Source organism: Microvirga sp. 2YAF29, assembly GCF_052114605.1.
In the GTDB taxonomy this organism is placed as follows: Bacteria; Pseudomonadota; Alphaproteobacteria; order Rhizobiales; family Beijerinckiaceae; genus Microvirga.
In genome coordinates this window covers 24,062-50,149 of record NZ_JBFRFB010000011.1, presented here as the reverse complement: position 1 = coordinate 50,149, position 26,088 = coordinate 24,062, and the positions used below count along the sequence as shown (strand labels likewise).

The following is a 26,088-nucleotide window of genomic DNA, read 5'->3' as shown; positions in this document are numbered from 1 at the left end:
CTGACATATGGAAAAGGGCCGGCTCAAAATGGAGCCGGCCCTTCTCATTCATTACCGTGGAGCGCCTTAATCCTCGGTCGCCTTGAACTTGCCCATCCCCTTCATCACGAAGGGAAGGACGAGGGCGATGAGGGCGATGGTGAGGAGCGTGGCCGAGATCGGGCTCTGCAGCAGCACCATCGGATCGCCGAGGCTGATCGCCAGTGCCCGGCGCAGCTGGCTTTCCGCCACCGGACCCAGGATGAGCCCCACGACCACAGGCGCGATCGGGAAGTCGAAACGCCGCATCAGGAACCCGAGCACGCCGAAGCCGGCGAGCATCATGAGTTCCACCGGCGAGGGGTTCGCCGCGATGGTGCCCATGGTCGCGAAGACCATGATGCCCGCATAGAGCCAGGGCTGCGGAATCGACAGCAGCCGCACCCACAGGCCGACCAGAGGCAGGTTCAGCACCAGCAGCATGGTGTTGGCGATAAACAGGCTGGCGATGAGACCCCACACCAGATCCGGCTTCTCCGCGAAGAGCAGAGGGCCGGGGTTCAGGCCGTATTGCTGGAAACCGGCCAGCATCATCGCCGCTGTGGCTGAAGTCGGAAGCCCCAGCGTCAACAGGGGCACGAGAGTGCCTGCTGCCGATGCATTGTTCGCCGCTTCAGGACCCGCGACTCCTTCGATCGCGCCATGGCCGAACTCTTCCGGATACTTGGTCAGGCGCTTCTCGGTCGAGTAGGACAAGAAGGTCGGGATTTCCGCGCCGCCCGCGGGCAGGGCGCCGATGGGGAAGCCGAAGAGCGTGCCGCGCAGCCATGGCTTCCAGGAGCGCTTCCAGTCTTCCTTGGTCATCCAGAGCGAGCCCCGGACGGCCTCGAGCTTTTCCTCATGTACATGGCGGCGTGAGGCGACATAGAGCGCTTCGCCCACCGCGAAGAGACCGACCGCGAGGGTCGTGACCTCGACGCCGTCGTAGAATTCCGGAACGCCGAAGCTCAGGCGCGACTGTCCGGACAGGATGTCGATGCCCACAAGGCCGAGCAGCAGGCCTATGAGGAGGCTGGTGAGCCCGCGCACGGGCGAGTCGCCGAAGGTGGCCGAGACGGTCACGAAGGCAACGCACATGAGGGCGAAGTAGTCCTCGGGGCCAAAGCTGACGGCGATGTCCACGAGATAGGGCGCGAGGAAAGTCAGGCCCAGGGTCGCGAAGGTGCCCGCCACGAAGGAGCCGATGGCCGATGTGGCCAGCGCCGGGCCGCCGCGTCCGGCCTTGGCCATCTTGTTGCCTTCGAGCGCGGTCGCCATGGAAGCGCTTTCGCCGGGCGTGTTGATGAGGATCGCGGTGGTCGATCCGCCATACATGCCGCCGTAATAGATGCCTGCGAACATGATGATCGATCCGGCGGGATCGAGCTTGAAGGTGATCGGAAGGAGCAGCGCCACGGTCAGCGCGGGGCCGATGCCTGGAAGCACGCCGACGGCTGTGCCGAGAAGAACGCCGATGAGGGCGAAGAGCAGGTTCATCGGCTGGATGGCGACGGTCAAACCGTGGGCCAGCGATACGAAAGCTTCCATGTCAGTCGGCCTCAGAGCAGTTTTTCGAGCGGCCCTGCCGGCAGGGACAGGGTCAGGAGCTTCGCGAAAAGCAGGTAGATCAGGACGGCGAGCACGGCTCCGATGAGGAGGTCCGTCAGGAAGGCCTTGCGGCCGAAGGCGGCCGAGGTCGTGGCGAACAGGATGGCAGTGCCGATCATGAAGCCGCCGCCTAGCACGATGAGGGCGATCAGCGCGGCGAGACCGCCGAGGATCAGGACGATAGGAGCCCAGTCCAGCCGGTCACGAGCCGGCAGATCGCCGCGAAGCGCACCGATGCCGTTGCCGATGGCGAGGAGGCCTAGGCAGATCGAGACGATGATTGGCATGACCTTCGGGCCGAGATCGTAGGGGGAGAGGATCTGAAGTGAGGTCATGTCCCACCAAACCAGACCTGCCAGGACGAGAAGAATAAGGGCGATGACGAGGCCAGCTACGTCGACGCGCCGCTGTTGAGATGTGCTCATGAATGATCCCAAAAAAGAAGCGCCGCGCTCCGAGAACGCGGCGCTTCCGATCGCATTTATCTGGAAAATTAAGACTTCACCAGACCCACGGCGGTGAGAACGTCCTTCGTACGGACCTGCTCGTCGGCGAGAATCTTCGCGAAGGCATCGCCGGAGACGTAAGAATCCTCCCAGCCCTTGGCCTTCAGAATTTCCTGCCATTCCTTCGACTTCGCCATCTTGTCCATGACGTCGGTGAGCGCCTTCTTCTGGTCGGCGGAGATGCCCGGAGGGGCTACGACCGCGCGCCAGTTGGCAATTTCGAGATCGACGCCCTGTGCCTTGATGGAGGGCTGGTCGGCGGTAGCCTTGTCGGCAGGGGTCGTCAGGCCGATGAGGCGAAGCTTGCCGGCCTTGATCTGGCTTTCGAATTCGCCGTAGCCGGAAATGCCGGCCGTCACCTTGCCGCCGAGGATGGCCGCGAGGGCTTCGCCGCCGCCCGAGAACGGGATGTAGTTGATCTTCGTCGGGTCGGCGCCTGCCGCCTTGGCGAAGAGAGCGGCCGCGATGTGGTCCACGCCACCGGCCGAGCCGCCTGCCCAGGTCACCTTGGCCGGGTCGGCCTTGATAGCCGCGGCAAGGTCCTTGGCGGTCTTGATCGGGGAATCGGCAGGCACGACGATGGCCTCATATTCCGCAGTCAGGCGGGCGATGGGGGTCGTCTGGTCCAGGGTGATGGGCGATTTGTTGGTCAGCAGAGCGCCCACCATCACGTAGCCCATGACCATGAGCTGATTGCCGTCGCCCTTGGAATTGTTGACGAGCTGGGTGATGCCGATGGAACCGCCCGCGCCGGGAACGTTGACGACCTGGATGCCTTTCGCGAGGCCGGACTGGGTCAGCGCCTGCTGCATCGAGCGCGCCGTCTGGTCCCAGCCGCCGCCGGGGGCGGCGGGGGCCATGATCTTCAGTTCCATCTGAGCGGCGGCAGACGTCACAAAGCCTGCCACGGCTGCCGCTGCGAGGGCGCCGCGCCAAAGGCTTTTCCGATATTGCCTCATAGTCTATTTCCTCCATGGACACTTCCGTTACGTCGGAGCGTCGGGCGAAAAACCGTAATGGGGGATTTCTCCAGGGGCAAGCATATGGATTGTTTATCCCTGTTCAACCTTCGCGTAAGAGCCAATGTTAGATTCTAACGGCGAGTGTATTCTTACATGTCCTCCTCTGCCTCAATCGTGACCGGCCGGCACGCCCGTTATGCCGAAGGGTTGTGGCATGCATCCATGGTTACGCTGGCTCTGATTCCGGCGGGGATGGTGATCGCTAACCGCTCCAGCGCGACCCTTATCGTGCTGAGCGCGATCTTCGCGTTAGCGGCCACGGGCATCGAGGGGAGAGCGCGTCCCCTCTGGCGGGATATCGTTTCGGCCATGACATCCCCCATCGGGCTCGCCGCGCTCATCTTCTTCCTCTGGTGCGCCGTTTCGATCTCCTGGAGTGAATTCAAGCTCGTCTCACTGCGCTCGTTCGGCGAGTTCTGGGTGCCCATTGGGGCCACTCTTGTCCTGGGCCTCACCCTCGCGCCACGTCTGACGCGGCGCATGTTCCTGGTTCTCACGGCCGTTTACGTGGTGTCCTGCCTCGACATTGCCCTGGAACTCGCGACCCATCGCTCCCTTCGAGCCTGGGCCGGCGCGCGCTCAGATCCCTTCATCTTCAACCGTCCCATCCTGACCTTGCTGATGATGACGCCGCCCCTGGTCGCCTGGCTTCTCGGCTCCAGCCGCCGGGGCTTGCTCTACGCGCTGGGTCTGACAGCGCTCTTGGGTTTCACGGCGATGCGCTCGGAAAGCGATGCGGCGGCGCTGGGGCTTATCATCGTCTGCCTTGCCTTCCCGCTTGCTTGGTTTTTTCCGCGTATGACCTGCATTCTGGCCGCTCTTGCCTTCATGATCGCCATGGCGGTCTCCCCGCTGATCGGGCAGATCTCAAGCCAGGTGATCACGCCCGAAATGCACAAGAAGATCGCGACCGGGCATTCCAAGGAGCGGGTGGCCCTGTGGAGCAGCTTCGGCTCTGCCGTCCGGGAAGACCCGATCCTGGGCGGCGGATTTGGCGTCAGCCCGAAGATGGCGGAAACGACAGTGGCCTCGAAAGTCCCGCGCAAGGAGCGGAAAATGCTCGCCATCGGGCATCCGCATAATGCCGCTTTGCAGATCTGGGTTGAGCTTGGCGCCGTGGGTGCGGTCCTTGCGCTGGCCGTCGTTTTCCTCACATTACGGGCAGTTGCCCGTCATCCTCACCTGGTCCGCAGTGCATCGCTGGGGATCATCGCCGGGGCGGCGCCGGTCGCTCTCGTCGGACACGGGGCCTGGCAGGGATGGTGGGCGGCATCCCTCGGCGCGGCCATGATCTGGACGCTCGCCGCAGCCAGATTCCAAACGGAGAGCCGATGATGTCCCAGTTCGATGTAGACCTTTTCGTCATTGGCGGCGGCTCGGGCGGCGTGCGCGCGGCCCGCATCGCGGCCGGATACGGCGCGAAGGTCATGATCGCTGAGGAATACCGTGTCGGCGGCACCTGCGTCATCCGAGGTTGCGTGCCCAAGAAGCTGATGGTCTATGCCAGCCGCTTCACTGATGATTTCCACGATGCGGCAGGCTTCGGCTGGACCCTGGGTGAGGTCAAGTTCGACTGGGCGACCCTGATCCGCAACAAGGACAAGGAAATCGACCGGCTGGAGGGCATCTACCGGACCAACCTCGAAAAGGCCGGTGTCGAGATCGTCGACAGCCGCGCGGTGATCGAGGATCCGCATACGGTTCATCTGCTGAAGACCGGCGCCCGCATCCGGGCGCGCACCATCCTCGTGGCCGTGGGTGCTCACCCCACCATGGACCCGCCGATTTCCGGCGGCGAACTCGGCATCACCTCGAACGAGGTGTTCCATCTGGAGAAACTGCCCGAGCGCATCATGGTGGTCGGCGGCGGCTACATCGCAGTGGAATTCGCAGGTGTCTTCGCAGGCCTCGGCAGCAAGGTCACCCTGGTCCACAGGGGCGACAAGCTCCTGCGCGGTTTCGACGACGACATCCGCGTGGCGCTCGGCGAAGCCTATGCTCAGCGCGGCATCGATCTCGCCCTGTCGCGGACCCTGACCCGCCTCGACAAAACGGCTGACGGCATCGCGGCCACCCTGTCGGACGGCTCCGTGGTGCATGTGGATCAGGTGCTTGTCGCGACCGGACGGCGGCCGAATACGAAAGGCCTTGGGCTCGATAAGGCCGGCATTGCCGTGGACGAGGTAGGCGCCATTCCCGTGGATGCCTATTCCCAAACCCTCACGCCCTCGATCTATGCCGTCGGCGATGTGACGAACCGGGCGAACCTCACCCCCATCGCCATCCGCGAAGGCCATGCCTTCGCCGACACGGTCTTCGGGGGCAAGCCCACTATCGTTGATCACGAGCTGATCCCGACGGCGGTATTCTCGACCCCTGAGATCGGCGTCATCGGCTACGGTGAGGATGCGGCTCGGACGATCTATGGCGAGATCGACGTCTATCGCACCGCCTTCCGTCCCATGAAGGCCACGATCTCCGGCGGGTCCGAGCGGGTTCTCATGAAGCTCATCGTGGAAAAGGCCACCGACAAGGTCCGCGGCGTCCACATCATGGGCCATGACGCGGGCGAGATGATCCAGCTCGCCGGCATCGCCGTCACCATGGGCGCCACCAAGGCCGATTTCGACCGAACCGTGGCCGTCCATCCGACGGCGGCGGAGGAGCTGGTGACCATGCGCTCGCCGGTCGTGGTCAAGAAGCCGGTGGCGGTGGGATAGCGGTACACTCGCCTAAGTAGAGAATCTAGATTGTTTCAACACTTTGACGGCAATTGACTTTGAAGTGTTGAAATAGTCTCGTTTAATGCCTATGGTTTGTTTCAACAGTTTCTATTAGCTAAGAACGAAAGTGTTGAAACGATGCTGTTTCAGGAGTTTAACGGCGATCAGCGGCGCGAAAAGGTTAATTCCATTCAGCGCTACTTGTCCTGGTGCGATGCTAAAGAGCGGACCGAGAGTTACCGCGGTTCACTCGTCTGGCAGGAAGTCAAGGGCGAACGATACTTGGTTCGAAGCTATTATGACGCTTCCGGAAATCGCCGCCAAAGGTCCGAAGGTCGGCGCAATACTGAGACGGAAAAGCTGAAGGCCTCTTGGGATAAAGCACGCCAGGAAGCGACGGAGCGCTTCAAGTCCCTGCGGGAGGTTATGGCGCGGCAGGCCGCCATCAATCGCGCGGTTAAGCTTGGGCGTGTCCCGATGACCGGGGCGCGGATCATTCGGGCTATCGATGACGCCGGTCTTCTGGGAAACGGCATCCGCATCGTCGGCACAAATGCCATCTATGCCTATGAGGCTGCGGCAGGGGTGATGGTGAACCCAGATATTACGGCCACCCTCGACATCGACTTGCTGCTCGATGCCAGGATGTCGCTGCGCATGGTGTTGAGGGATGAGGCCTCTGAGCCCACTTTGATCAACCTGCTCCGCAAGGTTGACAAATCCTTCGCAAGGACAAGTCAGACTTTTCGTGCGGTCAATGACGAGGGCTATCTCGTGGACCTGATCAGGCCACAGCGCGATCCCCCCTGGCTCAATGAACGGGAGCAGATCGGCGAGGCTGAGGATGAGCTTTCTGCCGTGCCGATCCATGGATTGTCATGGCATGAAAGCGCCCCGCCGTTTGAGACTGTCGCGATTGATGAGAAAGGCGGGCCATTACGGATTGTCGCGAGCGATCCACGGGTCTTTGCCGCTCACAAGCTGTGGCTGTCGCGAAACCCTGACCGGGAGCCTACGAAACGGTGTCGCGATGCCGCGCAGGCGGAGGTCGTTGCTCAGATGGTTGCGCGGTATCTGATCCATCTGCCGTACGACAGCGCTGAACTGCGGATGCTGCCGAAGGAGCTGTTCGAGCAGGCTGCAGGATTATTTGATGTCGGTGAAACCGAGGACACGTATACCTTTTAAGGTATATCTATGAGTGCCCGACGAGAAGGCTGCCTATGAGTCGCGGCCTCTCCGCACTCGCCTTTTTGATTATGTCGTGTATAGGTGCCCGTTCGTGCCGCTTATTGCGGGGATCGACGAAGATTCAAGGAAGGACACGGGGGTAAGTGTCATGAGTGAGCGGTGGACGCCCAATAGCTGGAGAGATAAGCCGATCCAGCAGGTTCCAGCCTATCCGGACGTTGAGGCACTTGAAGGCGTGGAGCAGCAGCTCGCAGGCTTTCCTCCGCTCGTTTTTGCAGGCGAGGCGAGGAAGCTTAAGCGCGATCTGGCGAAAGTGGCCAAGGGCGAGGCTTTCCTGCTCCAGGGCGGCGATTGCGCCGAGAGCTTCGCCGAGCATTCCGCCGACAACATCCGCGATTTTTTCCGCCTGTTCCTGCAGATGGCCGTGGTCCTCACCTATGCGGGCGGCTCGCCCGTGGTGAAAATCGGCCGCGTGGCCGGCCAATTCGCCAAGCCGCGCTCGTCGAGCACCGAGATTATCGACGGCGTGGAGCTTCCGAGCTACCGCGGCGACATCATCAGCGACATCGCCTTCACGCCTGAAGCACGCATGCCGGATCCGCGCCGTCAGCTCATGGCCTATCGCCAGTCTGCCGCGACGCTCAACCTGATCCGCGCCTTCGCCACCGGCGGCTACGCGAACCTTGAGAACGCGCATCGCTGGATGCTGGGCTTCGTGAAGGATTCGCCGCAATCCTCGCGCTACACCGAGCTTGCCGAGCGCATCACCGAGAGCCTGAACTTCATGCGGGCTATCGGCATCGATCCCGAGACGCATCCCGAGATGCGCTCGACGGATTTCTACACGAGCCACGAGGCCCTGCTGCTTGGCTACGAAGAGGCCCTGACCCGCGTCGATTCCACGACCGGCGACTGGTACGCCACTTCCGGACACATGGTCTGGATCGGCGACCGTACCCGCCAGACGGACCATGCCCATGTGGAATACATGCGCGGCATCAAGAACCCGATCGGCCTCAAATGCGGCCCGTCGCTCTCGGCCGGTGGGCTCCTGAAGCTCATCGACACCCTCAACCCCGAGGACGAGGCCGGCCGCCTCACCCTGATCTGCCGCTTCGGCGCGGACAAGGTGGCCGATCACCTGCCGGGCCTGATCCGCGCGGTGCAGAAGGAAGGCCGCACTGTGGTGTGGTCCTGCGATCCCATGCACGGCAACACGATCAAGGCGGCATCGGGCTACAAGACCCGTCCGTTCGAGCGCGTGATGGGTGAGGTGCGGGACTTCTTCGCGATCCATCAGGCGGAAGGCACGCATGCGGGCGGCATCCACCTGGAGATGACCGGCAAGAACGTGACGGAATGCACCGGCGGTGCCCGCGCGCTCACCGATGCCGACCTCTCGGACCGCTACCACACCTATTGCGACCCGCGCCTCAACGCGGAGCAGGCGCTGGAAATCGCCTTCCTGACCTCGGAGCTGATCAAGCGCGAGCGCCAGTCAAGGGAACGTCCCGCTGCACTCGCCGCTGAATAAAAAATAGCAAATTAAAGAAAAGGGGCGCCCCCAGGCGCCCCTTTTCTTTACGCATACGCAACTCTACTCGTGTTCGGGCTTAGCTCAGCCAGCCCATGAAGAAGAGAATGAGAATGATCGGCAGCGGAATGCCGATAAGCCAAAGCAGGCCACCTTTAAACATGTCAGTCTCCCGTATATTTCGTGTTCTGATAACGAACTGAACTATTGCGGGTTCCAACAAAGCTTGAGCTTGTAAAAATCGGTGATTCTCTGCGCCGAAGGGATAGGGGAAAGCGTGCCGGACTCATTGCTGCGCAACGCGTGGCGCGCTAAATCCGCAGGTGTCATGGTTCAGAACACGCTCAAGATCGCTCTCGCGCAGCTCAACCCCATCGTCGGCGACGTGGCCGGCAACGAGCAGAAGGCTCGCGACGCCCGCGCGGAGGCTGCCCGCCTCGGTGCCGATATCATTATGTTTCCGGAGCAGTTCCTCGCGGCTTATCCCGCCGAGGACCTTGTGCTCAAGCCCGCCTTCCAGGATGTCTGCCGCGCCGCTCTCGAACGCCTGGCGCGCGAGACGGCGGATGGCGGCCCCGGCATGCTGATCGGCCTGCCATGGCGCGACGGCGACGAACTCTACAACGCCTATGCACTGCTCGATCAGGGCACGATCACCGTGCGCTACAAGGTCGATCTGCCGAATTACGACGTGTTCGATGAGAAGCGTAATTTCGATGCCGGTCCTTTGCCTGGCCCCGTGAACTTCCGCGGCATCCGCATCGGCGTGCCGATCTGCGAGGATATCTGGGGCGGGGATGTGGTGGAGTGCTTGGCCGAGACCGGCGCGGAAATCCTCCTCGTCCCCAACGGCTCGCCCTATCATCGCGGCAAGACCGATGAGCGCTTCAACATCGCCACCGCCCGCGTGACCGAGAGCGGCCTGCCGCTGGTTTATCTCAACCAGGTCGGCGGCCAGGACGAGCTGGTCTTCGACGGCGCGTCCTTCATCCTCAATGCCGATTGCTCGCTGGCCGGCCAGCTCCCGGCCTTCGAGGAGGCCATCGTCCTCACCGTCTGGGAAAAAGACGAGAACGGTTGGGCCTGTCGCGAAGCTCCGCTCGTGGAAGTCGAGGAGGGCAGGGAGGCCGATTACGCGGCCTGTGTGCTCGGCCTTCGCGACTACGTGGAGAAGAACCGTTTCCCCGGTGTGGTGCTCGGCCTCTCCGGCGGCATCGATTCCGCAATCTGCGCCGCCATGGCGGTGGATGCGCTGGGCGCCGGTCGGGTCCATTGCGTGATGCTGCCTTACCGTTACACCTCGGGCGAGTCCCTGAAGGATGCGGAGGATTGCGCCAAGGCGCTCGGCGTGCGCTACGACATCCTGCCTATTGCCGAGCCCGTGGAGGGCTTCGAGGCGGCGCTCCAGCCCATCTTCCAGGGGAGAGAGCGCGACATCACGGAGGAGAACCTCCAGAGCCGAGCGCGCGGCACCATCCTCATGGCGATCTCGAACAAGTTCGGCGCCATGGTTCTGACCACCGGCAACAAGTCCGAAATGTCGGTGGGCTATGCCACGATCTACGGCGATATGAACGGCGGCTTCAATCCGATCAAGGACCTCTACAAGATGGAGGTCTTTTCCCTGTCCGCGCTCCGCAATCGCTGGAAGCCCAACGGTGCTAAGGGGCCGGACGGCATCGTGATCCCCGAGAACATCCTCACCAAGGCGCCCACCGCCGAGCTGCGCGAGAACCAGAAAGACCAGGATTCCCTACCGCCTTACGAGGATCTCGACGAGATCCTGCGCGGCCTCGTGGAGCAGGAACTGCGCGTATCGGAGATCGTGGCTAAGGGCTACGACCTGGAGGTGGTGAAGAAAGTCGAGCGGCTGCTCTACATCGCCGAATACAAGCGCCGCCAATCGGCGCCCGGCGTGAAGGTCACCCGCAAGAATTTCGGCCGCGACCGTCGTTACCCCATTGTCAACCGCTTCCGCGACCAGGGGCTGGTGGCTCACAAAAAGGACGAAGCCCTGGAGCGCGCCATCGGCAAGCCGCGTGTCGGCTCGCTGGATGTTTGACCTTTCCCTGCGGGCGGCCCCTTGCGCCGCCGCGCTCCCTTCGCCATAGCATTCACATGTCCAAGCCAATCGTACGCTTCGCCCCGTCTCCGACCGGGAACATCCATATCGGCAATACCCGCGTGGCCCTGCTCAACGCGCTCTTCGCACGTCGGGAAGGGGGCACCTTCATCCTGCGCTTCGACGATACCGATCTCGCGCGCTCGAAGCAGGAATATGCGGATTCCATCGAGACCGATCTCCAATGGCTCGGCATCGCGCCGGATGTGATCGTCAGGCAGTCGGAGCGGTTCGCGCTCTACGATGCGGCGGCCGAGCGTCTGAAAACCCTTGGGCGGCTTTATGCCTGCTACGAGACGTCGGAGGAGCTGGAATTCCGCCGCAAGCGCCAGCTCGCGCGCGGCATGCCGCCGATCTACGACCGCGCGGCCTTGAAACTCACCGACGAGGACAAGGCAAAGCTCGAAGCCGAGGGGCGCAAGCCCCATTGGCGCTTCCGTCTCAACCCGGTGAACGTGGCGTGGAAGGACCTCGTACGCGGCGATTGCCACGTGGATTGCAGCTCGCTCTCCGATCCGGTGCTGGTGCGCGAGGACGGAACGTACCTCTACACGCTGCCCTCCGTGGTGGACGATATCGAGCTCAAGATTACCCATGTGATCCGCGGCGAGGACCACGTCACCAACACGGCGGTGCAGATCCAGATTTTCGAGGCGCTCGGCGCGGCTATCCCGACCTTTGCGCACCATAGCCTGCTGATCACCGCGAGCGGCGAGGGGCTGTCGAAGCGTCTTGGCCATCTCTCGGTGAAGGGCCTGCGCGATGCGGGGTTGGAACCTCAGGCGGTGGCATCGCTGGCGGTGCTCGTCGGTTCGGCGGAATCGGTTCGGCCGATTGCGGATCTGAACGAACTCGCGGGGCTTATCGACTTCTCCCACATCTCCCGCGCGCCCGCGAAATTCGACGAGAGCGAGCTGGAGCACCTGAACGCGCGCCTCATCCATGAGATGCCCTATGCGGTCGCTCGCGAGCGGCTGGGCGCCCTCGATGCGGATGCGGGCGAGGCTTTCTGGAACGCCGTGCGCGGGAACCTCACCAAGGTTCAGGATGCGGTGGAATGGGCAAAGGTCGTGCGCGGTCCGGTGACGCCCGTCATCGAGGATCGCGCCTTCATCGACGCTGCGACCGAAGTGTTGCCTGCAGCGCCCTGGGATACGGCCACCTGGAAAGCCTGGACGGAAGCGGTGAAGACAAAAACCGGTGTGAAGGGCAAGGCTTTGTTCATGCCGCTGCGCCTCGCGCTTACCGGCCTCGACCATGGTCCTGAACTCGGCGCGCTTCTGCCGCTGATCGGGCCGGATCGTGCGAAGATGCGGCTCGCGGGGCAGGCGGGTTAAGCTTCAGGCTCTTCCGTCATGGCCGGGCTTGTCCCGGCCATCCCGATTGGAAAAGTGCGCCGTTTAAATCAAACGGGATCACCGGCACAAGGCCGGTGATGACGGTCGGAGGGATGGAAATCGCATATGTCCGACCCAAATCTGCGAGCCGCTCTCCACGAGGACGTTCCGGCAATCGAGACATTGGTCCGAAACGCCTACAGCAAATACATCGAGCGGATCGGCAAGCCGCCTGCTCCGATGAATGCGGATTACAGGCAGCTTGTCGATGAGGGCGATGTCTGGGTTCTCGAACTCGATGGCGATGTAGTCGGTCTGATGATCCTCAAATTAGAGGCTGATCATCTGCTTGTCAGCAACGTTGCCGTCTCGCCAGCCCATCAGGGCCGCGGCTTAGGAACGAAGCTTCTCGCCCATGCCGAGACGCAGGCCCGGCAGCGCGGGTTTGGGGAAATGCGGCTCTATACGAACGAGCTGATGCACGAAAACCTAGCGGTCTACGCCAAGCTCGGCTGGTCAGAATACGACCGTTCCGAGCAGGACGGGTTTCGCCGAGTCTTCCTGAAGAAGGAACTCGGCGGCATCCCGTCCTAAGTGGTTTCGCTACGCCTTGATCTTGTAGCCCGTCCTGAAGATCCACCAGACGGCGGTGAGGCAGATCAGCATGAACAGGAACGTCATGCCGAGGCTCAGGCCCACATCCACGTCCGCGACGCCGTAGAAGCTCCAGCGGAAGCCGCTGACGAGATAAACCACCGGATTGAACAGGGCGATTTTCTGCCAGAAGGGCGGAAGCATGTTGATGGAGTAGAAGCTGCCGCCGAGAAAGGCGAGCGGCGTCACGATCATCAGCGGGATGACCTGAAGCTTCTGGAAGCTGTCGGCCCAGATGCCGATGATGAAGCCGAAGAGGCTGAAGGTGACGGAGGTCAGCACCAGGAAGGCTATCATCCACACGGGATGCTGGATGGAGAAATCCACGAACAGGCGCGCGGTGACGAGAATGATCGCGCCGATGATCACCGACTTCGTGGCGGCCGCGCCCACATAGCCGATCACCGTCTCCATGGCCGAAATCGGCGCGGAGAGGATTTCATAGATCGTGCCTGAGAATTTCGGCATGTAGATGCCGAAGGACGCATTGGAAATGCTCTCCGTGAGGAGCGAGAGCATGATGAGGCCCGGCACGATGAAGGCGCCGTAGCTCACGCCGTCGATGCTGGCCATGCGTGAGCCGATGGCCGAGCCGAAGACGATGAAATACAGCGATGTTGAGATGACCGGCGAAGCGATGCTCTGCATCAGCGTGCGCCAGGTGCGCGCCATCTCGAAGAGGTAGATGGCCTTGATGCCGTAGATATTCACGCGCGTTCCCTCACCAGGCTGACGAAGATGTCCTCCAGCGAGGACTCGGAGGTGTGCAGATCCTTGAAATCGATGCCGTGCTCGTTGAGCCTACGCAGGAGCGTGGCGATGCCGGTCTCTTCGGTCTGCGTATCGAAAGTGAAAGTGAGGTCCTGCCCATCCTCGGAAAGCTGCAGATGTTCCGATTGCAGAGCGGCGGGCAGGGCGGCGAGCGGGCTTTGCAGATGCAGGGTCAGCTGCTTCTTGCCGAGCTTCTGCATCAGCACGTCCTTGTCCTCGACCAGGATGATTTCACCCTTGCGGATCACGCCGATGCGGTCCGCCATCTCCTCGGCTTCCTCGATGTAATGCGTGGTGAGGATGATGGTGACGCCGTTCTCGCGAAGTTGGCGCACCATGTTCCACATGTCACGGCGCAGCTCCACGTCGACGCCGGCGGTGGGCTCGTCGAGGAAGAGAATGTTCGGCTCGTGCGAGAGGGCTTTGGCGATCATCACGCGGCGCTTCATGCCGCCGGAAAGCGCCATGATCTTCGAGTCCCTCTTCTCCCAGAGAGAAAGGTCCTTCAGGATCTTCTCGATATAGGCCGGGTTCGCGGGCTTGCCGAACAGGCCCCGACTGAAGCTCACCGTCGCCCATACGCTCTCGAAGGCATCCGTGGTGAGTTCCTGCGGAACGAGGCCGATCTTGGTGCGGGCAGGGTGGTAGTCGCGCACGATGTCGTGCCCGTCCGCGATCACCGTTCCGGTGCTCGGATTGACGATGCCGCAGATGATGCTGATCAGCGTCGTCTTGCCGGCGCCGTTGGGGCCGAGCAGCGCGAAGATCTCGCCGCGCCGGATGTCCAGATCGACTTGCCGAAGAGCCTGGAAGCCCGTCGCATAGGTCTTGCTCACGCCAGACACTTTGATGATCGGGTCGGACATGGCGGGAGACAGGGGAAGTCTCTGAGAATCGAGAGGTTTCATGCGCGCCTGATAGCACAAAACGTGACTGAGTACCTCCGGGTTATAGGCATCTCCTTCTCGCGGCTTCCTAACTCGTCATACTAATACAGCGCTGCGCGACCTCTTCAGTGTCTAGCCTGAAAAGGCTATGCGCGAGTTTCCCTCCCCCTTGTGGGGAGGGCCAGGGTGGGGGTGGCGGCGCCGGACCTTCAGAGGTTTCGCCGCCACCCCCACCTCCAACTCCTCCCCACCGCAAGTCGGGTGTTCCCGACTTGCGGCAAGCAAAGACAAGTCTCGGGCAAGCCCGAGGCTTGTGGGGGAGGAGAGTTGGTCGGTGCTTTACGAGGAAGGCACTCAGCTTGAAGGTGGATTGCCGGCGAAAAAGAAATGGCCGGGACGAGCCCGGCCATATTGCGATTACAGCGAGAACTGCGTGCTTCAATTCTGCGTCGTCGGCACCGGGATCACGTCGGGTGCGATCACGCGCACCGTCTTCTTGCCGGTCGTGGATTCCATCTCGCGCTGTGCGCCCTCGTTCTGGCCCACGACGGTGGTGTTCTCGATGGATTGCGGGCCGATGCCGGCGGATTCCTTGCTCGCGGTCGGGGCGGCGGCGGCGATCTCGGCGGCGGCCTTCTCTTCCTCGTCCGCCTTCTTCTCGGCGGCCTTGCGGGCCTGGACGGCCTTCGGACGGGACAGCTCCTCCGCCTTCTCGGCACTTACGATCACGTCGCCCTTGCGCTGATCGAGCATGCTTTCCGCCTTCCGCAGAACCACGGCCCAGCTCTCGTCCTGCTTCTTGCAGGCGCAGCTCTCGTCGAAGTTCTTGCGGAATTTGAAGGCGTTGGCGAGCGAGGTGTAGGGCTTATCGGTTGCCAGCGATGCTGCGCGGGAAAGGCCGTCGTCGCCGCCGGGATAGGCGAAGGCGGTAGTTTCCGTGCCGGGGCAGAGGGCCTGGCACATCTCGTCCGCGCTCTGCCCGCCGCCCGGAGGTGTGGTGAGCGGGAAGAACGAGCCGTCGCAGGATTTCACGCAGATCAGGCGGCCGCCGCCCATGGAACGGTGGCCCTCATCGGCAATGATGGGCTGGCCTTCCGGCATGATCTGCTGCTGGGGCTGCTGATTGCGCGGCGGTCCGAAAAGCGACTCGAAGAAGCCGCGCGGCTGGTCGGTGGAGCAGGTCTGCTGGACGGCGGCCTGAAGCTGGCGGCGGCGGAGCTCGACATCCCCTTGGTCGACAGATTGGGCGGCGAGGCGGGCATAGCCGGCTTCCAGCTGGCGGATCTGCTGCGCGATGGCGGGGCACTCGGCCGGAGCCGGGCCCGAGAAGAAGCCCAAGGGGCCACGCTCGCAGCCGATGGAGGAATAATACCGGGCAAGGCGGGAAATCTCAGCCCGCTGGGCCTGCATCTGGCCGGTCGGCGCTCCACCCCGGCTGCGGTCGAGGCTCGCCAGCTCCGCGCGGAAGCGCTGGCATTCCGGCGACTGGGCCAAGGCGGCTTCGCCGGCGACCATAAAGGCCATCACGGCGACGAGGGAGCGGAGGAGAGATGTCTTTGTCATCAAGCGTATCGCAGAACCGGATCGTCAGAAGGCGTCATTGCCAGGTTGGTCATGTGCCGTCGGAATTTGACCCTATTGTGATTAATGCCTTGCCCGCCCTTAAGGAAGCCCAATAGCTTTCCCGTTAGAAGCGATTCCGGATCGAGATTCTGCATGTACTCCCATACGACCATCGGGGCAAATGACCTCGCCAGGGCCAAGGCCTTCTACGACGTGGTGCTTTCGCCCCTTGGCCTCGAAGTCCGTTTCGAGGGCGACGGGATGGTCGGGTATGGCCTGCCTGGAGGGCGGCCGCAATTCCTCGTGGTGCAGCCCTTCGACGGAGGCGAGCCTTCCGTTGGCAACGGATCGATGGTTGCCCTCCTGGCCTCGCGCCGCGCGCTTGTGGATGCCTGCCATGCGGCGGCTCTGGAGCAGGGCGGGGCGGATGAGGGCGGGCCGGGCCTAAGGCCCTATTACCACCGGAATTATTACGGAGCCTATTTTCGCGATCTCGACGGCAATAAGATCTGCATCTGCAGCCACCATGCGGAATAGATCTCGCCAAAACGGCTGAGCGTCCCCACATGACAGCGTAACAGTGGGAGATTTAAACGACATGCTTGCTCGTATCGCTCTGGCTCTGGCCCTCGTGCTGGGCGCGGCCTCCGGCGCCGCTGCGCAGGAGCCGGATCTGATCTTCAAGAAATCCACCGTCTGGCGCGCCCTGACACCGGACGACAAGCTCGCGGTCTACGGCATCGACGACCCGCTCGTCGAGGGCGTGGCCTGCCATTACACTACCCCTGAGCGCGGCGGCATTTCGGGTACCTTCGGCGTGGCCGAGGAGGTCTCGGACATCTCGCTATCCTGCCGCCAGGTGGGGCCGGTAAAGATCAAGCAGCGGTTCGGGCAGGGAGACGTGGTGTTCAGCGAGCGCCGGTCGCTCATCTTCAAGAAGATGCAGATCGTCCGAGGCTGCGACGCAAAGCGCAACACCCTGGTCTACATGGTCTATTCCGACCGGCCCATCGAAGGCTCGCCCAAGAACTCGACGTCGACCGTGCCGCTGATGCCCTGGGGTACCGAGGTTCCGCCGAAATGTGGGGAATGGCTGAACAAGTGAGGGGTGCAGATAGTCTGCACGTCATCACCGGCCTTGTGCCGGTGATCCCGATGGGTTGAAGCACAGCGCTTTTCGGATCGGGATGGCCGGGACAAGCCCGGCCATGACGGAAGAGGGATAAATGCTCAGTTCGAGCAGGTGATCGAAACCGGGCGATGCTCGCCGGTCGTCATCGAAGCTTTCTGGATGGAGCCTGTCACCTCGTCGGCCTCGATCTGGCGGAACGAGACGGCCTTCACGTAGCCCTGCGCTTCACACCAGGTATTTGCCACAACTTGGCCACAGGCGTGGCTTGAAATCAGGCATTCCGCGACGCCGTAGCCGTCGGCGGCGGGGACCATGAAGGTGGCCTGGGACGACGAGGCCTGGGTGCCGTTGGGAAGGAGCGTCAGGGAAGCGGCAGTGAAGAACACGGCTGTACCCAACCCGAGCATGGTATATGCGCGGCGCATGGAAGACCTCATCGATTGAACTCGTGATGTATTGTCACGATTGCCTGTGAATAAAGCTCTAACGAGTATGCTTAAATCCCGTTGCTTGCGTTCGTGCAAAGAAACTATGCTCTCCAGCATGGGAACCTTGACGTCCTTTGGCTGACAGGGCATTGATGCTTTCATGAACACGGCAACGATCCTCATTTCCGGGATTATTTGCGGCTAGCGCACACGCTGGCTGGAGCCGTCTCGTTCTCATTTCAGGAATGAAACCAACCTCCGGCCTCGTGGCCAGACAAGGACTTGGTTTCATGGCGCCTCAGTTGAAACTCTACAACACGTTGACCCGGTCGAAGGACGTCTTCGTCCCGATCGATTCTGCAAACGTGCGCCTCTACGTCTGCGGACCCACGGTTTACGACTACGCCCATATCGGCAACGCCCGCCCCATCATCGTCTTCGATCTTCTTTTCCGTCTGTTGAGAGCAATCTACGGCGAAGCTGCCGTTACGTATGTGCGCAATATTACGGATGTCGACGACAAGATTAACGCCCGCGCCGCAAGGGATTATCCGGGCCTGCCGCATAACGAGGCGATCCGCGAGGTGACCCGCAAGACCGAGGACCAGTTCCACGCGGATATCCGCGCACTCGGCGTGCTGATGCCCGAGGACGTGAACCGGCCCGGAATGCCTCCGAGCTTCGTCGAGCCGAGAGCCACCGAGCATATCGCCGAGATGCGGATGATCATCGAGCGGCTGATCGCGCGCGGCATCGCCTATGTGGCCGAGGAGCATGTGCTCTTCAGCGTCTCCGAGATGCAGAAGCTGTCCGGCGTGCCGAAATACGGCGCCTTTTCCAAGCGGTCGCTCGACGAGTTGTTGTCAGGCGCACGGGTGGACGTGGCGCCCTACAAGCGCGATGCGATGGATTTCGTGCTCTGGAAACCGTCCGGGCCAAAGGACCCTTCCTGGGAATCGCCTGCGGGCATCAAGACACCGGGCCGTCCCGGCTGGCATATCGAGTGCTCGGCCATGTCGTGGAAGCACCTGATCCAGGCATTCGAAACGCGGCTCAGCTGCGACAATCCGAAAGAACGCGAGATTTTCGACATTCATGGCGGCGGCATCGACCTCGTGTTCCCGCACCATGAAAACGAGATTGCGCAGAGCTGCTGCGCGTTCAATGCGCCGCGCATGGCCAATGTCTGGATGCATAACGGCTTCCTGCAGGTGGAAAGCGAGAAGATGTCGAAGTCCCTCGGCAACTTCTTCACCATCCATGACCTGCTCAAGGATTGGCCGGGCGAGGTGCTGCGCTTCAACATGCTGCGCACGCATTATCGCCAGCCCATCGACTGGACGGCGGCTGGCCTGGAGGAAAGCACGAGGATACTCGACCGCTGGTACGATTATGCCGGACACGGTACGCACGCGGCTTTCTCCGCTCAGGTCGTCGAGGCGCTCGCAGACGATCTCAACACGCCGAAGATGCTAGCGGAGCTTCATGCCCTGGACAGTCACGGCGCTCACGATGAGCTCGGCGCGAACCTGCGCGCGCTCGGCTTTCTGCTTGAGGGCGTCGATGCATGGAAGGCGCGCAAGCGAGCCTCGCTCTGCGTCGATCCCGCACATGTCGAGGCCCTGATCGCCGCCCGCAAGGAGGCGCGAGCCGCCAAGAACTGGTCCGAATCCGACCGCATCCGTGATGAGCTTGCGGCGCTGAAAGTCGTCGTGAAGGACAACAAGGACGGCACGACCACATGGGAAGTTGCACGCTGATGGGACAGTCATTGCCGAAACCGGGGCTGCGTCCCTTCCTTCCCGATGATCTCCAAACGCTCGTCGAGATCTATCAGGCCAGCGTCATGGAGCTGGCGGAGGACGATTACAGCGGGGCGCAACGGGAAGCCTGGGCCGCAAAGGCCGATGACGAGAGCTTCGCAAAGCGTGTCGCCGAGGGCCTGACCCTGCTCGCGACGATGGAGGGCGTGCCGATTGGCTTCATCACGCTTAAAGACAACGAGCACGTGGACTTTCTGTATGTCCATCCCGGCGTGGCAGGACAGGGGATCGGCGCAATGCTCTATGACGCCGTCGAGAAGCTGGCTGCTGCACGCGGCGCCACGCGCCTGACCACCGATGCGAGCGACACCGCGCGGCCATTCTTCGAGCAGCGCGGCTTCCAGGCTCAGCGCAGGAACACGATTTCCCTTGGCGACGAATGGCTTGCCAACACCACGATGGAAAAGCGCCTCACGGCAGAGGAAGATAGGAAGTTCTCATCATGAGCCGCGAGCGCGTCTATCTGTTCGACACGACCCTGCGCGACGGCGCGCAGACCACGGGCGTGGACTTTTCGCTTGAGGACAAGCGGGCCATTGCCGTGCTGCTCGACCGGCTCGGTATCGATTATGTGGAAGGTGGCTATCCCGGCGCCAACCCGCTCGACACCACCTTCTTCTCCGAAAAGCGCACGAAGAACGCCAAGTTCACCGCTTTCGGCATGACGAAGCGGGCAGGGCGCTCCGTGTCGAACGATCCCGGCGTCTCCGCGCTTCTCGAGGCTGAGGCCGATGCCATCTGCTTCGTCGCGAAGGCCTGGGACTACCATGTCCATGTGGCCCTTGAGACGACGCTGGAGCAAAACCTCGTCGGCATCCGCGACAGCGTGGAGGCCGCCCGCGCCAAGGGGCGTGAGGTGATCGTCGATTGCGAGCATTTCTTCGACGGCTACAAGGCCAATCCCGATTTCGCGCTCGCTTGTACCCGCACCGCCTATGAGGCCGGCGCGCGCTGGGTGGTGATGTGCGACACCAATGGCGGCACTCTGCCTCACGAGGTCGCCGAGATTGTCAGGATCGTCACGAAGGTGGTGCCAGGCGATCATCTGGGCGTTCATACCCATGACGATTGCGGTTGCGCGGTCGCGAATTCGCTCGCTGCTGTCGAGGCAGGTGCCCGCCATATCCAGGGCACGCTCAACGGCCTCGGCGAGCGCTGCGGCAATGCCAATCTCGTCACGATCATCGGCGCGCTGAAGCTGAAGGATACGTTTGCCTCACGCTTCGAGGTCGGTGTTTCCGATGAAGCGTTGGGCGATCTCACGCATGTGTCGCGCCAGGTCGATGAAATCCTCAACCGTCAGCCGAACCGCCATGCGCCGTTCGTCGGCGCGAGCGCGTTTGCGACGAAAGCGGGCATTCATGCCTCCGCCGTTCTGAAAGACCCGCGTACCTACGAGCATGTGGAGCCGGAAATCGTCGGCAATGCGCGCAAGGTTCTGGTCTCCGACCAGGGCGGTCAGTCGAACATCCTCGCGGAACTGAAGCGCTGCGGACTCGCACTCGAAAAGGGCGACCCGCGCATCGCGCGCGTGCTCGACGAAGTGAAGCGCAAGGAATCGGAAGGCTTCGCTTTCGAGGGCGCGGACGCTTCGTTCTACGTGCTCGTCAAGCGCATGCTCGGCGAGGTGCCGGCCTTCTTCGACGTGGAGCGTTTCTCGGTCAATGTGGAGCGCCGCTTCAACGCGGTGGGTGAACTCGTCACCGCATCGGAAGCCATCGTGAAGGTGCGCGTCGGCGACGAGATCCTCATCTCCGCCGCCGAAGGCAACGGCCCGGTGAACGCGCTCGACGTGGCCCTTCGCAAGGATCTCGGCAAGTACCAGAACCTGATCCAGGACCTGGAGCTGGTGGATTATAAGGTGCGCATCTACCAGGGCGGTTCGGACGCCGTGACGCGCGTTCTGATAGAGTTCACCGACGGATCGGGAGAGCGCTGGACCACCATCGGCGTCTCGCCCAATATCATCGATGCTTCCTTCCAGGCGCTGACGGATTCGATGCTCTACAAGTTGTTGAAGGGTGGGGCGACACTGTAGATTCCGAGCCAAAGTACTCTGATCTCATCCTGAGAGTCTGAGATATCAAAGTGTAGCGCGAGTTTCCCTCCCCCCTTGTGGGGAGGGCCAGGGTGGGGGTGTTAGCGCAAACTTTGATAAACTATCGCCGCCACCCCCACCTCCAACTCCTCCCACAAGGGGGAGGAGGGCTGCCGGCGCTTCATCGGCTAGACGCTCAGGATGAGGGCTATGATTGGCGCCGGCCCAAGATCATTCGCTTACTGGACAACCCATGAACCCCTCGCTCCTCCTGCCCCTCGCCGGAATTTTTCTAGGCGGCGTTTTCCTCGCCTCTCAAGCGCCCATCAACGCTGCGCTCGCGCGCTCCCTCGGCGATCCCACCCTCGCTGCCTGCATCTCGTTCGGCATCGGCTTTCTGGTGCTCGCCGTGGTCAGCGTTTATCGCGGAGGATGGCCGTCGGGCGGCGCGGTTGCCGCGGCGCCCTGGTGGTCCTGGCTCGGTGGATTGCTGGGTGCGTTTTACGTGGCGGTGGTGATCTGGGGCGTGCCGCAGCTCGGTGTGGTGAGCACGGTCGCGGCGCTGATCTTCGGCCAGGTCGCCGCAGCGCTCATCCTCGATGCCATCGGTGCTTTCGGTCTGCCGGTGCAGCCAATCACATGGCAACGGCTCGTGGCGGCGGGCATGATCCTGGGCGGGTTGGTTCTCTCCCGCGCAGGATAAGTCCTCAGAACTTCGTCTCGATCAGGTCTGCGTTCTCGACGATGCCGACCCGCCGCGCGGCGGCTTCGACCATCGGAATAACGTCCTCGACCCGCTCGGCTACGAGATAGTTCAGCTCGAGCCCCGGGCGGATGAACCCCTGGTCCCGCATATGGGCGATCAGCGTCAGAAGCGGCTTCCAGAAACCTTTGGTGCTCAGCATCAGGATCGGCTTGGTGTGGCGGCCAAGCTGCGACCAGGTCATCTGCTCCACGAGCTCTTCCAGTGTGCCGATGCCGCCTGGCATGGCCACGAAGGCGTCGGCCTTCTCGAACATCAGGCGTTTGCGGGTGTGCATGTCTGGCACGACGATGGTTTCCTGCACCTCGTCGAGCAGGCGCTCGCGGGATTTCAGAAAGTCCGGGATAATGCCTGTGACATAACCGCCATGGTCGAGAACGGACTGGGCAACGGTGCCCATGAGGCCCACATTGCCGCCACCATAGACGAGGTTGATTCCCTGTTCCGCCATGGACCGGCCCAATGACGCCGCATTTTCAGCGAAAACGGGATCGTCTCCGAAGCCGGAGCCGCAATAGACGCAAATGGATTTGATAGGCTTGGTCGCTGACATTTTCATTTCGGGGAGGCGGGGTGCCTCCCGCGCTGAATCATACAACATTTATTCTTCCTTTATGGCCGTAGCCATTTGAAAGATAAACGGCTTAAATGGACGAAAGTGCCCGGTTGAGAAAAAGCATTATGGCGCAGCCGATTGAAAACAGGGGAACCATTGCCATCATCGGCGCCGTCGCGGCCGGTGTCGTGGCCGTGCTTGTCGGGACCCTGTATTGGGCTTGGCCCAGCCCTTCCGAGCCCACGAAAGCAAGCAATTCTCCCCCCTTGGCGGTGCAGCAGCCCGCGCAGGCCGAACAGAAATCCACTGCTGCGGAGAAGCCGCTCGCGCCGAAGGCCGAGGCGAAGCCCAAGGATGGGCCCATCGCGCCGTCCTTCGATCTGGTCCGCGTGGAGCCCAACGGCGAGAGCGTCATCGCCGGGCGCGCAGCTCCGGGTGCGACGATCGAGCTTCTGCGGGGCGATCAGGTCCATGCGCGCGCCGTGGCCGATGCTTCGGGCCTGTTCGCCATCGTCCCGCCGGCCCTGCCGCCGGGCTCGCATCAAGTGATGCTGCAATCCATCGCACCCGATGGCGTCCGCCAGCGCTCGCCCCAGACCGTGACGGTGGTGATCGACACGGGCGGAACGCGCCCCCTCGTGACCCTGGCCTCGCCGGACCAGCCCACCGTGCTCCTCTCCAACCCGGAGCCTCCCGAGCCCAAGGTCGCGGAGCAGCCCAAGGCGCCAGAGCCCCAAGGGGCTGATAAGGTGGCCGAACCGAAGCCGAGCGAGCCCGCGGCCCAGCCCGCACCGCAGCAACAGGCAGGTGCAACGCCTCCCGCGCCCGCACCTGCGCAGCCCGCCCCCCGGGCCGAAATCAAGATCGTGACCGTCGAATCGGAAGACGGGAAACTCTTCGTCTCCGGCCAGGCGGCTCCGGGCGCGACGGTTCGCCTGTACCTCAACGAGAGCATGATCGCCCCCGGCAGCGCGGGCGGGGACGGCAAACTGTCCTTCTCCATCGGCAGCGGCGTGCGACCGGGCGACTACCGTATTCGCCTCGACGATGTGGACCCGGTTTCCGGCCAGGTGAAATCCCGCGCCGAGGTCGGCTTTAACGTGCCGGCGCAGGTGGCCTCCGCCGAGCCCGAGGCCCCTGCATCTGCGCCTCAGGATGCAGCCAAGCCGGTGCCCGAGGCCCAAGTCGCGGCAGCCGGCACAGTCGTGATCCCGAATATCAACACGGCCATCGTGTCCCGCGGCGACAACCTCTGGCGCATCAGCCAGCGCATCTACGGCCAGGGCCTGCGCTACACGGTGATCTATGGCGCCAACCAGGACCAGATTCGCAATCCTAACCTGATTTATCCGGGTCAGGTGTTCGTTCTGCCCGCGAATCAGGACCAAAAGACGAACTGATCCGTCTCTTGGCAGGGTGAATTCGGCGCCGGCATCGCTTATATCGAGGTCCGACGCTACATTCGGATTCTGTGACGATGCCCCCCAAAACTGCCGTTCCCGCAAAGAGCGCAGCCCCGCGCAAGCCGGGCGGCTTGGCCGATACCTGGTCGAAGCTCTGGCCCTATCTGTGGCCCCATGGCCGGAAGGACCTGCAACGACGGGTCTTCCTGGCGTTCGGCCTACTGCTCGTGGCCAAGGGCGTGACCATGGTGACGCCGTTCGCCTTCAAATGGGCGACGGACGCGCTGGTGGCCGCGACGGGCGGAGCAAGCCAGGCCACCGAGGCCGCGGCCACAGACGGCTCATGGATCTGGCGCGCGCCGATCCTGCTGACGATCATCTATGGCATCACGCGCATTCTCATGGCGGTGCTCACCCAGGTGCGCGACGGCCTTTTCGCCAAGGTCGCCATGCACGCGGTGCGCAACCTCGCGCTCCAGACCTTCGAGCACATGCACCGCCTTTCCCTGCGCTTCCATCTCGAGCGCAAGACCGGCGGCCTCACCCGCGTGCTCGAGCGTGGGCGTGAAGGCATCGAGGAATTGTCGCGCCTCGTGGTGCTGACGCTCCTCCCCACCATTTTCGAATTCGTGCTGGTGCTCGGGCTTCTCGCCTGGGAGTTCAACTGGCTCTATTCCGCCGTCGTCTTCGCGATGGTGGTCGTCTACCTCACCTATACCTACAAGGCGACGCAGTGGCGGATCTCGATCCGCAAGCAGATGAACGATTCCGACACGGAGGCCAACACCAAGGCTGTCGACTCGCTGCTGAACTACGAGACCGTGAAGTATTTCGGCGCCGAGCGCCGCGAGACATCGCGCTACGACCGCTCCATGGAGCGCTACGAAAAAGCATCCACCCAGACCTATACGTCGCTCGCCGTGCTCAATGCCGGTCAGGCGGTCATCTTCTCCATTGGCATGGCCGTGGTGATGGTGCTCGCCGCAACGGACATCATGGCCGGGCGCGCCTCCATCGGCAGCTTCGTGCTGGTAAACGCGATGCTGGTGCAGCTCTACATTCCGCTGAACTTCATGGGCATGCTCTATCGCGAGATCAAACAGGCGCTCATCGACATCGACGACATGTTCGAGATCATCGAGCGCAATCCGGAGATCGAGGACAAGCCGGGGGCGCAGCCTCTCGACGTCAGCCAAGCGGTCGTGCGCTTCGAGAATGTGCATTTCTCCTACGTCCCCGAGCGCCCGATTCTGAAAGGCGTGACCTTTGAGGTGCCGGCAGGCCACACGGTCGCGATCGTCGGGCCGTCGGGTGCGGGCAAGTCCACCATCTCGCGCCTGCTGTTCCGGTTCTACGAGCCCACCAGCGGCCGCATCCTCATCGACGGGCAGAACATCTCAGATGTGCAGCAGGCATCCTTGCGCAAGGTCATCGGCATGGTCCCGCAGGATACGGTGCTGTTCAACGATACCATTGGCTACAACGTCCAGTACGGCCGCTGGGATGCGACGCCCGAAGAGGTGCGGGAGGCGGCAACCCTCGCGCAGATCGACCGCTTCATCGCCCTCCTGCCGGAAGGCTACGACACGCCCGTGGGCGAGCGTGGTTTGAAGCTCTCTGGCGGCGAGAAGCAGCGGGTGGCGATTGCCCGCACGATCCTGAAAGCGCCGCCGATCCTGGTGCTCGACGAGGCGACCTCGGCGCTGGACACCTTCACGGAAAAGGAGATCCAGGACGCCCTCGACCGGGTCAGCCGTGGCCGCACCACGCTCGTGATTGCTCACAGGCTCTCCACCGTGATCGGAGCCGACGAGATCATCGTGCTCGATCAGGGCAGGGTGGTCGAGCGGGGCAACCACAACTCGCTTCTGGACCAGAACGGGGTCTATGCCGCCATGTGGAACCGCCAGCGCGAGGCCGATGAGGCGCGAGAGACCCTCAAGCGGACCGAGGAGGCAGAACGGACCAAGGAAGGCGTGGCAGGTTGACGCGAGCGCTCTCTCCTGCCA

Annotated in this window: 23 protein-coding genes; 15 read left to right on the top strand and 8 right to left on the bottom strand. The window is 62.6% G+C overall.

Annotated features, from left to right (window positions below; genetic code table 11):
* Positions 1 to 66: 66 nt before the first annotated feature.
* From AB4Y85_RS14840 to AB4Y85_RS14830, 3 genes are all read right to left on the bottom strand, one after another.
* A complete protein-coding gene (locus tag AB4Y85_RS14840; RefSeq protein ID WP_441985680.1) occupies positions 67 to 1,566 on the bottom strand; it encodes a tripartite tricarboxylate transporter permease in 1,500 nt (499 codons plus the stop codon).
* An 11-nt stretch (positions 1,567 to 1,577) separates the two neighbouring features.
* Positions 1,578 to 2,051 (bottom strand): tripartite tricarboxylate transporter TctB family protein, encoded by a 474-nt coding sequence (locus AB4Y85_RS14835; RefSeq protein WP_441985679.1) that lies wholly within the window; start codon positions 2,049 to 2,051, stop codon positions 1,578 to 1,580.
* A gap of 68 nt (positions 2,052 to 2,119) precedes the next feature.
* On the bottom strand, positions 2,120 to 3,091 hold the full coding sequence (locus tag AB4Y85_RS14830; RefSeq protein ID WP_441985678.1) for a Bug family tripartite tricarboxylate transporter substrate binding protein: 972 nt from the start codon (positions 3,089 to 3,091) through the stop codon (positions 2,120 to 2,122).
* A 225-nt stretch (positions 3,092 to 3,316) separates the two neighbouring features.
* Here AB4Y85_RS14830 and AB4Y85_RS14825 point away from each other — a divergent pair, with 225 nt between their 5' ends.
* The 7 genes from AB4Y85_RS14825 to AB4Y85_RS14795 all read left to right on the top strand — a co-directional run bounded on the left by AB4Y85_RS14825 (position 3,317) and on the right by AB4Y85_RS14795 (position 12,655).
* Positions 3,317 to 4,489: an O-antigen ligase family protein gene (locus AB4Y85_RS14825; RefSeq protein WP_441985677.1), complete on the top strand. Its 1,173-nt coding sequence runs from the start codon at positions 3,317 to 3,319 to the stop codon at positions 4,487 to 4,489.
* Positions 4,489 to 5,874 (top strand): glutathione-disulfide reductase, encoded by a 1,386-nt coding sequence (gene gor, locus AB4Y85_RS14820; RefSeq protein ID WP_441985785.1) that lies wholly within the window; start codon positions 4,489 to 4,491, stop codon positions 5,872 to 5,874. The genes AB4Y85_RS14825 and gor overlap by 1 nt, the downstream gene beginning before the upstream one ends.
* A gap of 141 nt (positions 5,875 to 6,015) precedes the next feature.
* The gene (locus tag AB4Y85_RS14815; protein ID WP_441985676.1) at positions 6,016 to 7,065 is read left to right on the top strand and encodes a GSU2403 family nucleotidyltransferase fold protein; all 1,050 of its coding nucleotides are present in this window, start codon (positions 6,016 to 6,018) and stop codon (positions 7,063 to 7,065) included.
* 151 nt (positions 7,066 to 7,216) lie between these two features.
* On the top strand, positions 7,217 to 8,602 hold the full coding sequence (locus AB4Y85_RS14810) for a class II 3-deoxy-7-phosphoheptulonate synthase (RefSeq protein WP_441985675.1): 1,386 nt from the start codon (positions 7,217 to 7,219) through the stop codon (positions 8,600 to 8,602).
* A 328-nt stretch (positions 8,603 to 8,930) separates the two neighbouring features.
* Positions 8,931 to 10,664, top strand: a complete 1,734-nt coding sequence (locus tag AB4Y85_RS14805; RefSeq protein ID WP_441985784.1) for an NAD+ synthase — start codon at positions 8,931 to 8,933, stop codon at positions 10,662 to 10,664.
* 56 nt (positions 10,665 to 10,720) lie between these two features.
* Positions 10,721 to 12,061, top strand: a complete 1,341-nt coding sequence (gene gltX / locus AB4Y85_RS14800) for a glutamate--tRNA ligase (protein WP_441985674.1) — start codon at positions 10,721 to 10,723, stop codon at positions 12,059 to 12,061.
* A 126-nt stretch (positions 12,062 to 12,187) separates the two neighbouring features.
* A complete protein-coding gene (locus AB4Y85_RS14795) occupies positions 12,188 to 12,655 on the top strand; it encodes a GNAT family N-acetyltransferase (protein WP_441985673.1) in 468 nt (155 codons plus the stop codon).
* A gap of 9 nt (positions 12,656 to 12,664) precedes the next feature.
* Here AB4Y85_RS14795 and AB4Y85_RS14790 read toward each other — a convergent pair whose 3' ends face one another.
* The 3 genes from AB4Y85_RS14790 to AB4Y85_RS14780 form a co-directional block, all read right to left on the bottom strand.
* The gene (locus AB4Y85_RS14790) at positions 12,665 to 13,426 is read right to left on the bottom strand and encodes an ABC transporter permease (protein WP_441985672.1); all 762 of its coding nucleotides are present in this window, start codon (positions 13,424 to 13,426) and stop codon (positions 12,665 to 12,667) included.
* Positions 13,423 to 14,394, bottom strand: a complete 972-nt coding sequence (locus AB4Y85_RS14785) for an ABC transporter ATP-binding protein (protein ID WP_441985671.1) — start codon at positions 14,392 to 14,394, stop codon at positions 13,423 to 13,425. The genes AB4Y85_RS14790 and AB4Y85_RS14785 overlap by 4 nt, the downstream gene beginning before the upstream one ends.
* Positions 14,395 to 14,811: 417 nt before the next feature.
* On the bottom strand, positions 14,812 to 15,936 hold the full coding sequence (locus AB4Y85_RS14780) for a DUF2865 domain-containing protein (protein ID WP_441985670.1): 1,125 nt from the start codon (positions 15,934 to 15,936) through the stop codon (positions 14,812 to 14,814).
* 153 nt (positions 15,937 to 16,089) lie between these two features.
* Here AB4Y85_RS14780 and AB4Y85_RS14775 point away from each other — a divergent pair, with 153 nt between their 5' ends.
* Both AB4Y85_RS14775 and AB4Y85_RS14770 read left to right on the top strand, forming a co-directional pair.
* Positions 16,090 to 16,473 (top strand): VOC family protein, encoded by a 384-nt coding sequence (locus AB4Y85_RS14775; RefSeq protein ID WP_441985669.1) that lies wholly within the window; start codon positions 16,090 to 16,092, stop codon positions 16,471 to 16,473.
* Between the two features lie 61 nt (positions 16,474 to 16,534).
* A complete protein-coding gene (locus AB4Y85_RS14770; RefSeq protein ID WP_441985668.1) occupies positions 16,535 to 17,041 on the top strand; it encodes a CreA family protein in 507 nt (168 codons plus the stop codon).
* Positions 17,042 to 17,166: 125 nt separating this feature from the next.
* Here the strand turns inward: AB4Y85_RS14770 and AB4Y85_RS14765 are convergent, their stop codons facing one another.
* Positions 17,167 to 17,493, bottom strand: coding sequence for a hypothetical protein (locus AB4Y85_RS14765; RefSeq protein WP_441985667.1), 327 nt, complete (start codon positions 17,491 to 17,493; stop codon positions 17,167 to 17,169).
* 293 nt (positions 17,494 to 17,786) lie between these two features.
* On the opposite strand from AB4Y85_RS14765, the gene cysS reads away from it, so the two are divergent.
* From cysS to AB4Y85_RS14745, 4 genes are all read left to right on the top strand, one after another.
* Positions 17,787 to 19,256 (top strand): cysteine--tRNA ligase, encoded by a 1,470-nt coding sequence (cysS, locus tag AB4Y85_RS14760; protein WP_441985666.1) that lies wholly within the window; start codon positions 17,787 to 17,789, stop codon positions 19,254 to 19,256.
* Positions 19,256 to 19,765, top strand: coding sequence for a GNAT family N-acetyltransferase (locus AB4Y85_RS14755; protein WP_441985665.1), 510 nt, complete (start codon positions 19,256 to 19,258; stop codon positions 19,763 to 19,765). The genes cysS and AB4Y85_RS14755 overlap by 1 nt, the downstream gene beginning before the upstream one ends.
* Positions 19,762 to 21,357 carry a citramalate synthase gene (cimA, locus tag AB4Y85_RS14750; protein WP_441985664.1) on the top strand — a complete coding sequence of 532 codons (1,596 nt, stop codon included), beginning with the start codon at positions 19,762 to 19,764 and terminating at the stop codon, positions 21,355 to 21,357. The genes AB4Y85_RS14755 and cimA overlap by 4 nt, the downstream gene beginning before the upstream one ends.
* A gap of 253 nt (positions 21,358 to 21,610) precedes the next feature.
* Complete coding sequence (locus AB4Y85_RS14745; protein ID WP_441985663.1) at positions 21,611 to 22,060, top strand: DMT family transporter; 450 nt, start codon at positions 21,611 to 21,613, stop codon at positions 22,058 to 22,060.
* 4 nt (positions 22,061 to 22,064) lie between these two features.
* Here the strand turns inward: AB4Y85_RS14745 and AB4Y85_RS14740 are convergent, their stop codons facing one another.
* Complete coding sequence (locus tag AB4Y85_RS14740) at positions 22,065 to 22,673, bottom strand: TIGR00730 family Rossman fold protein (protein ID WP_441985662.1); 609 nt, start codon at positions 22,671 to 22,673, stop codon at positions 22,065 to 22,067.
* Between the two features lie 128 nt (positions 22,674 to 22,801).
* On the opposite strand from AB4Y85_RS14740, the gene AB4Y85_RS14735 reads away from it, so the two are divergent.
* Positions 22,802 to 24,076, top strand: a complete 1,275-nt coding sequence (locus tag AB4Y85_RS14735; protein ID WP_441985661.1) for a LysM peptidoglycan-binding domain-containing protein — start codon at positions 22,802 to 22,804, stop codon at positions 24,074 to 24,076.
* A gap of 77 nt (positions 24,077 to 24,153) precedes the next feature.
* Entirely contained in the window at positions 24,154 to 26,067 is a 1,914-nt protein-coding gene (locus AB4Y85_RS14730; protein WP_441985660.1) for an ABCB family ABC transporter ATP-binding protein/permease, read from the top strand.
* Positions 26,068 to 26,088 lie beyond the last annotated feature (21 nt).

Bases quoted from the DNA above. Each gene is read 5' to 3' on its own strand.
- AB4Y85_RS14815 (WP_441985676.1), top strand. From the start codon at position 6,016: ATGCTGTTTCAGGAGTTTAACGGCGATCAGCGGCGCGAAAAGGTTAAT.
- AB4Y85_RS14735 (WP_441985661.1), top strand. From the start codon at position 22,802: ATGGCGCAGCCGATTGAAAACAGGGGAACCATTGCCATCATCGGCGCC.
- AB4Y85_RS14765 (WP_441985667.1), bottom strand. From the start codon at position 17,493: ATGCGCCGCGCATATACCATGCTCGGGTTGGGTACAGCCGTGTTCTTC.
- AB4Y85_RS14755 (WP_441985665.1), top strand. From the start codon at position 19,256: ATGGGACAGTCATTGCCGAAACCGGGGCTGCGTCCCTTCCTTCCCGAT.
- AB4Y85_RS14795 (WP_441985673.1), top strand. From the start codon at position 12,188: ATGTCCGACCCAAATCTGCGAGCCGCTCTCCACGAGGACGTTCCGGCA.
- AB4Y85_RS14805 (WP_441985784.1), top strand. From the start codon at position 8,931: ATGGTTCAGAACACGCTCAAGATCGCTCTCGCGCAGCTCAACCCCATC.
- gor (WP_441985785.1), top strand. From the start codon at position 4,489: ATGTCCCAGTTCGATGTAGACCTTTTCGTCATTGGCGGCGGCTCGGGC.
- AB4Y85_RS14830 (WP_441985678.1), bottom strand. From the start codon at position 3,091: ATGAGGCAATATCGGAAAAGCCTTTGGCGCGGCGCCCTCGCAGCGGCA.
- AB4Y85_RS14740 (WP_441985662.1), bottom strand. From the start codon at position 22,673: ATGTCAGCGACCAAGCCTATCAAATCCATTTGCGTCTATTGCGGCTCC.
- AB4Y85_RS14825 (WP_441985677.1), top strand. From the start codon at position 3,317: ATGGTTACGCTGGCTCTGATTCCGGCGGGGATGGTGATCGCTAACCGC.
- AB4Y85_RS14730 (WP_441985660.1), top strand. From the start codon at position 24,154: ATGCCCCCCAAAACTGCCGTTCCCGCAAAGAGCGCAGCCCCGCGCAAG.
- gltX (WP_441985674.1), top strand. From the start codon at position 10,721: ATGTCCAAGCCAATCGTACGCTTCGCCCCGTCTCCGACCGGGAACATC.
- AB4Y85_RS14835 (WP_441985679.1), bottom strand. From the start codon at position 2,051: ATGAGCACATCTCAACAGCGGCGCGTCGACGTAGCTGGCCTCGTCATC.
- AB4Y85_RS14840 (WP_441985680.1), bottom strand. From the start codon at position 1,566: ATGGAAGCTTTCGTATCGCTGGCCCACGGTTTGACCGTCGCCATCCAG.
- AB4Y85_RS14785 (WP_441985671.1), bottom strand. From the start codon at position 14,394: ATGAAACCTCTCGATTCTCAGAGACTTCCCCTGTCTCCCGCCATGTCC.
- AB4Y85_RS14780 (WP_441985670.1), bottom strand. From the start codon at position 15,936: ATGACAAAGACATCTCTCCTCCGCTCCCTCGTCGCCGTGATGGCCTTT.
- cysS (WP_441985666.1), top strand. From the start codon at position 17,787: ATGGCGCCTCAGTTGAAACTCTACAACACGTTGACCCGGTCGAAGGAC.
- AB4Y85_RS14810 (WP_441985675.1), top strand. From the start codon at position 7,217: ATGAGTGAGCGGTGGACGCCCAATAGCTGGAGAGATAAGCCGATCCAG.
- AB4Y85_RS14770 (WP_441985668.1), top strand. From the start codon at position 16,535: ATGCTTGCTCGTATCGCTCTGGCTCTGGCCCTCGTGCTGGGCGCGGCC.
- AB4Y85_RS14745 (WP_441985663.1), top strand. From the start codon at position 21,611: ATGAACCCCTCGCTCCTCCTGCCCCTCGCCGGAATTTTTCTAGGCGGC.
- cimA (WP_441985664.1), top strand. From the start codon at position 19,762: ATGAGCCGCGAGCGCGTCTATCTGTTCGACACGACCCTGCGCGACGGC.
- AB4Y85_RS14775 (WP_441985669.1), top strand. From the start codon at position 16,090: ATGTACTCCCATACGACCATCGGGGCAAATGACCTCGCCAGGGCCAAG.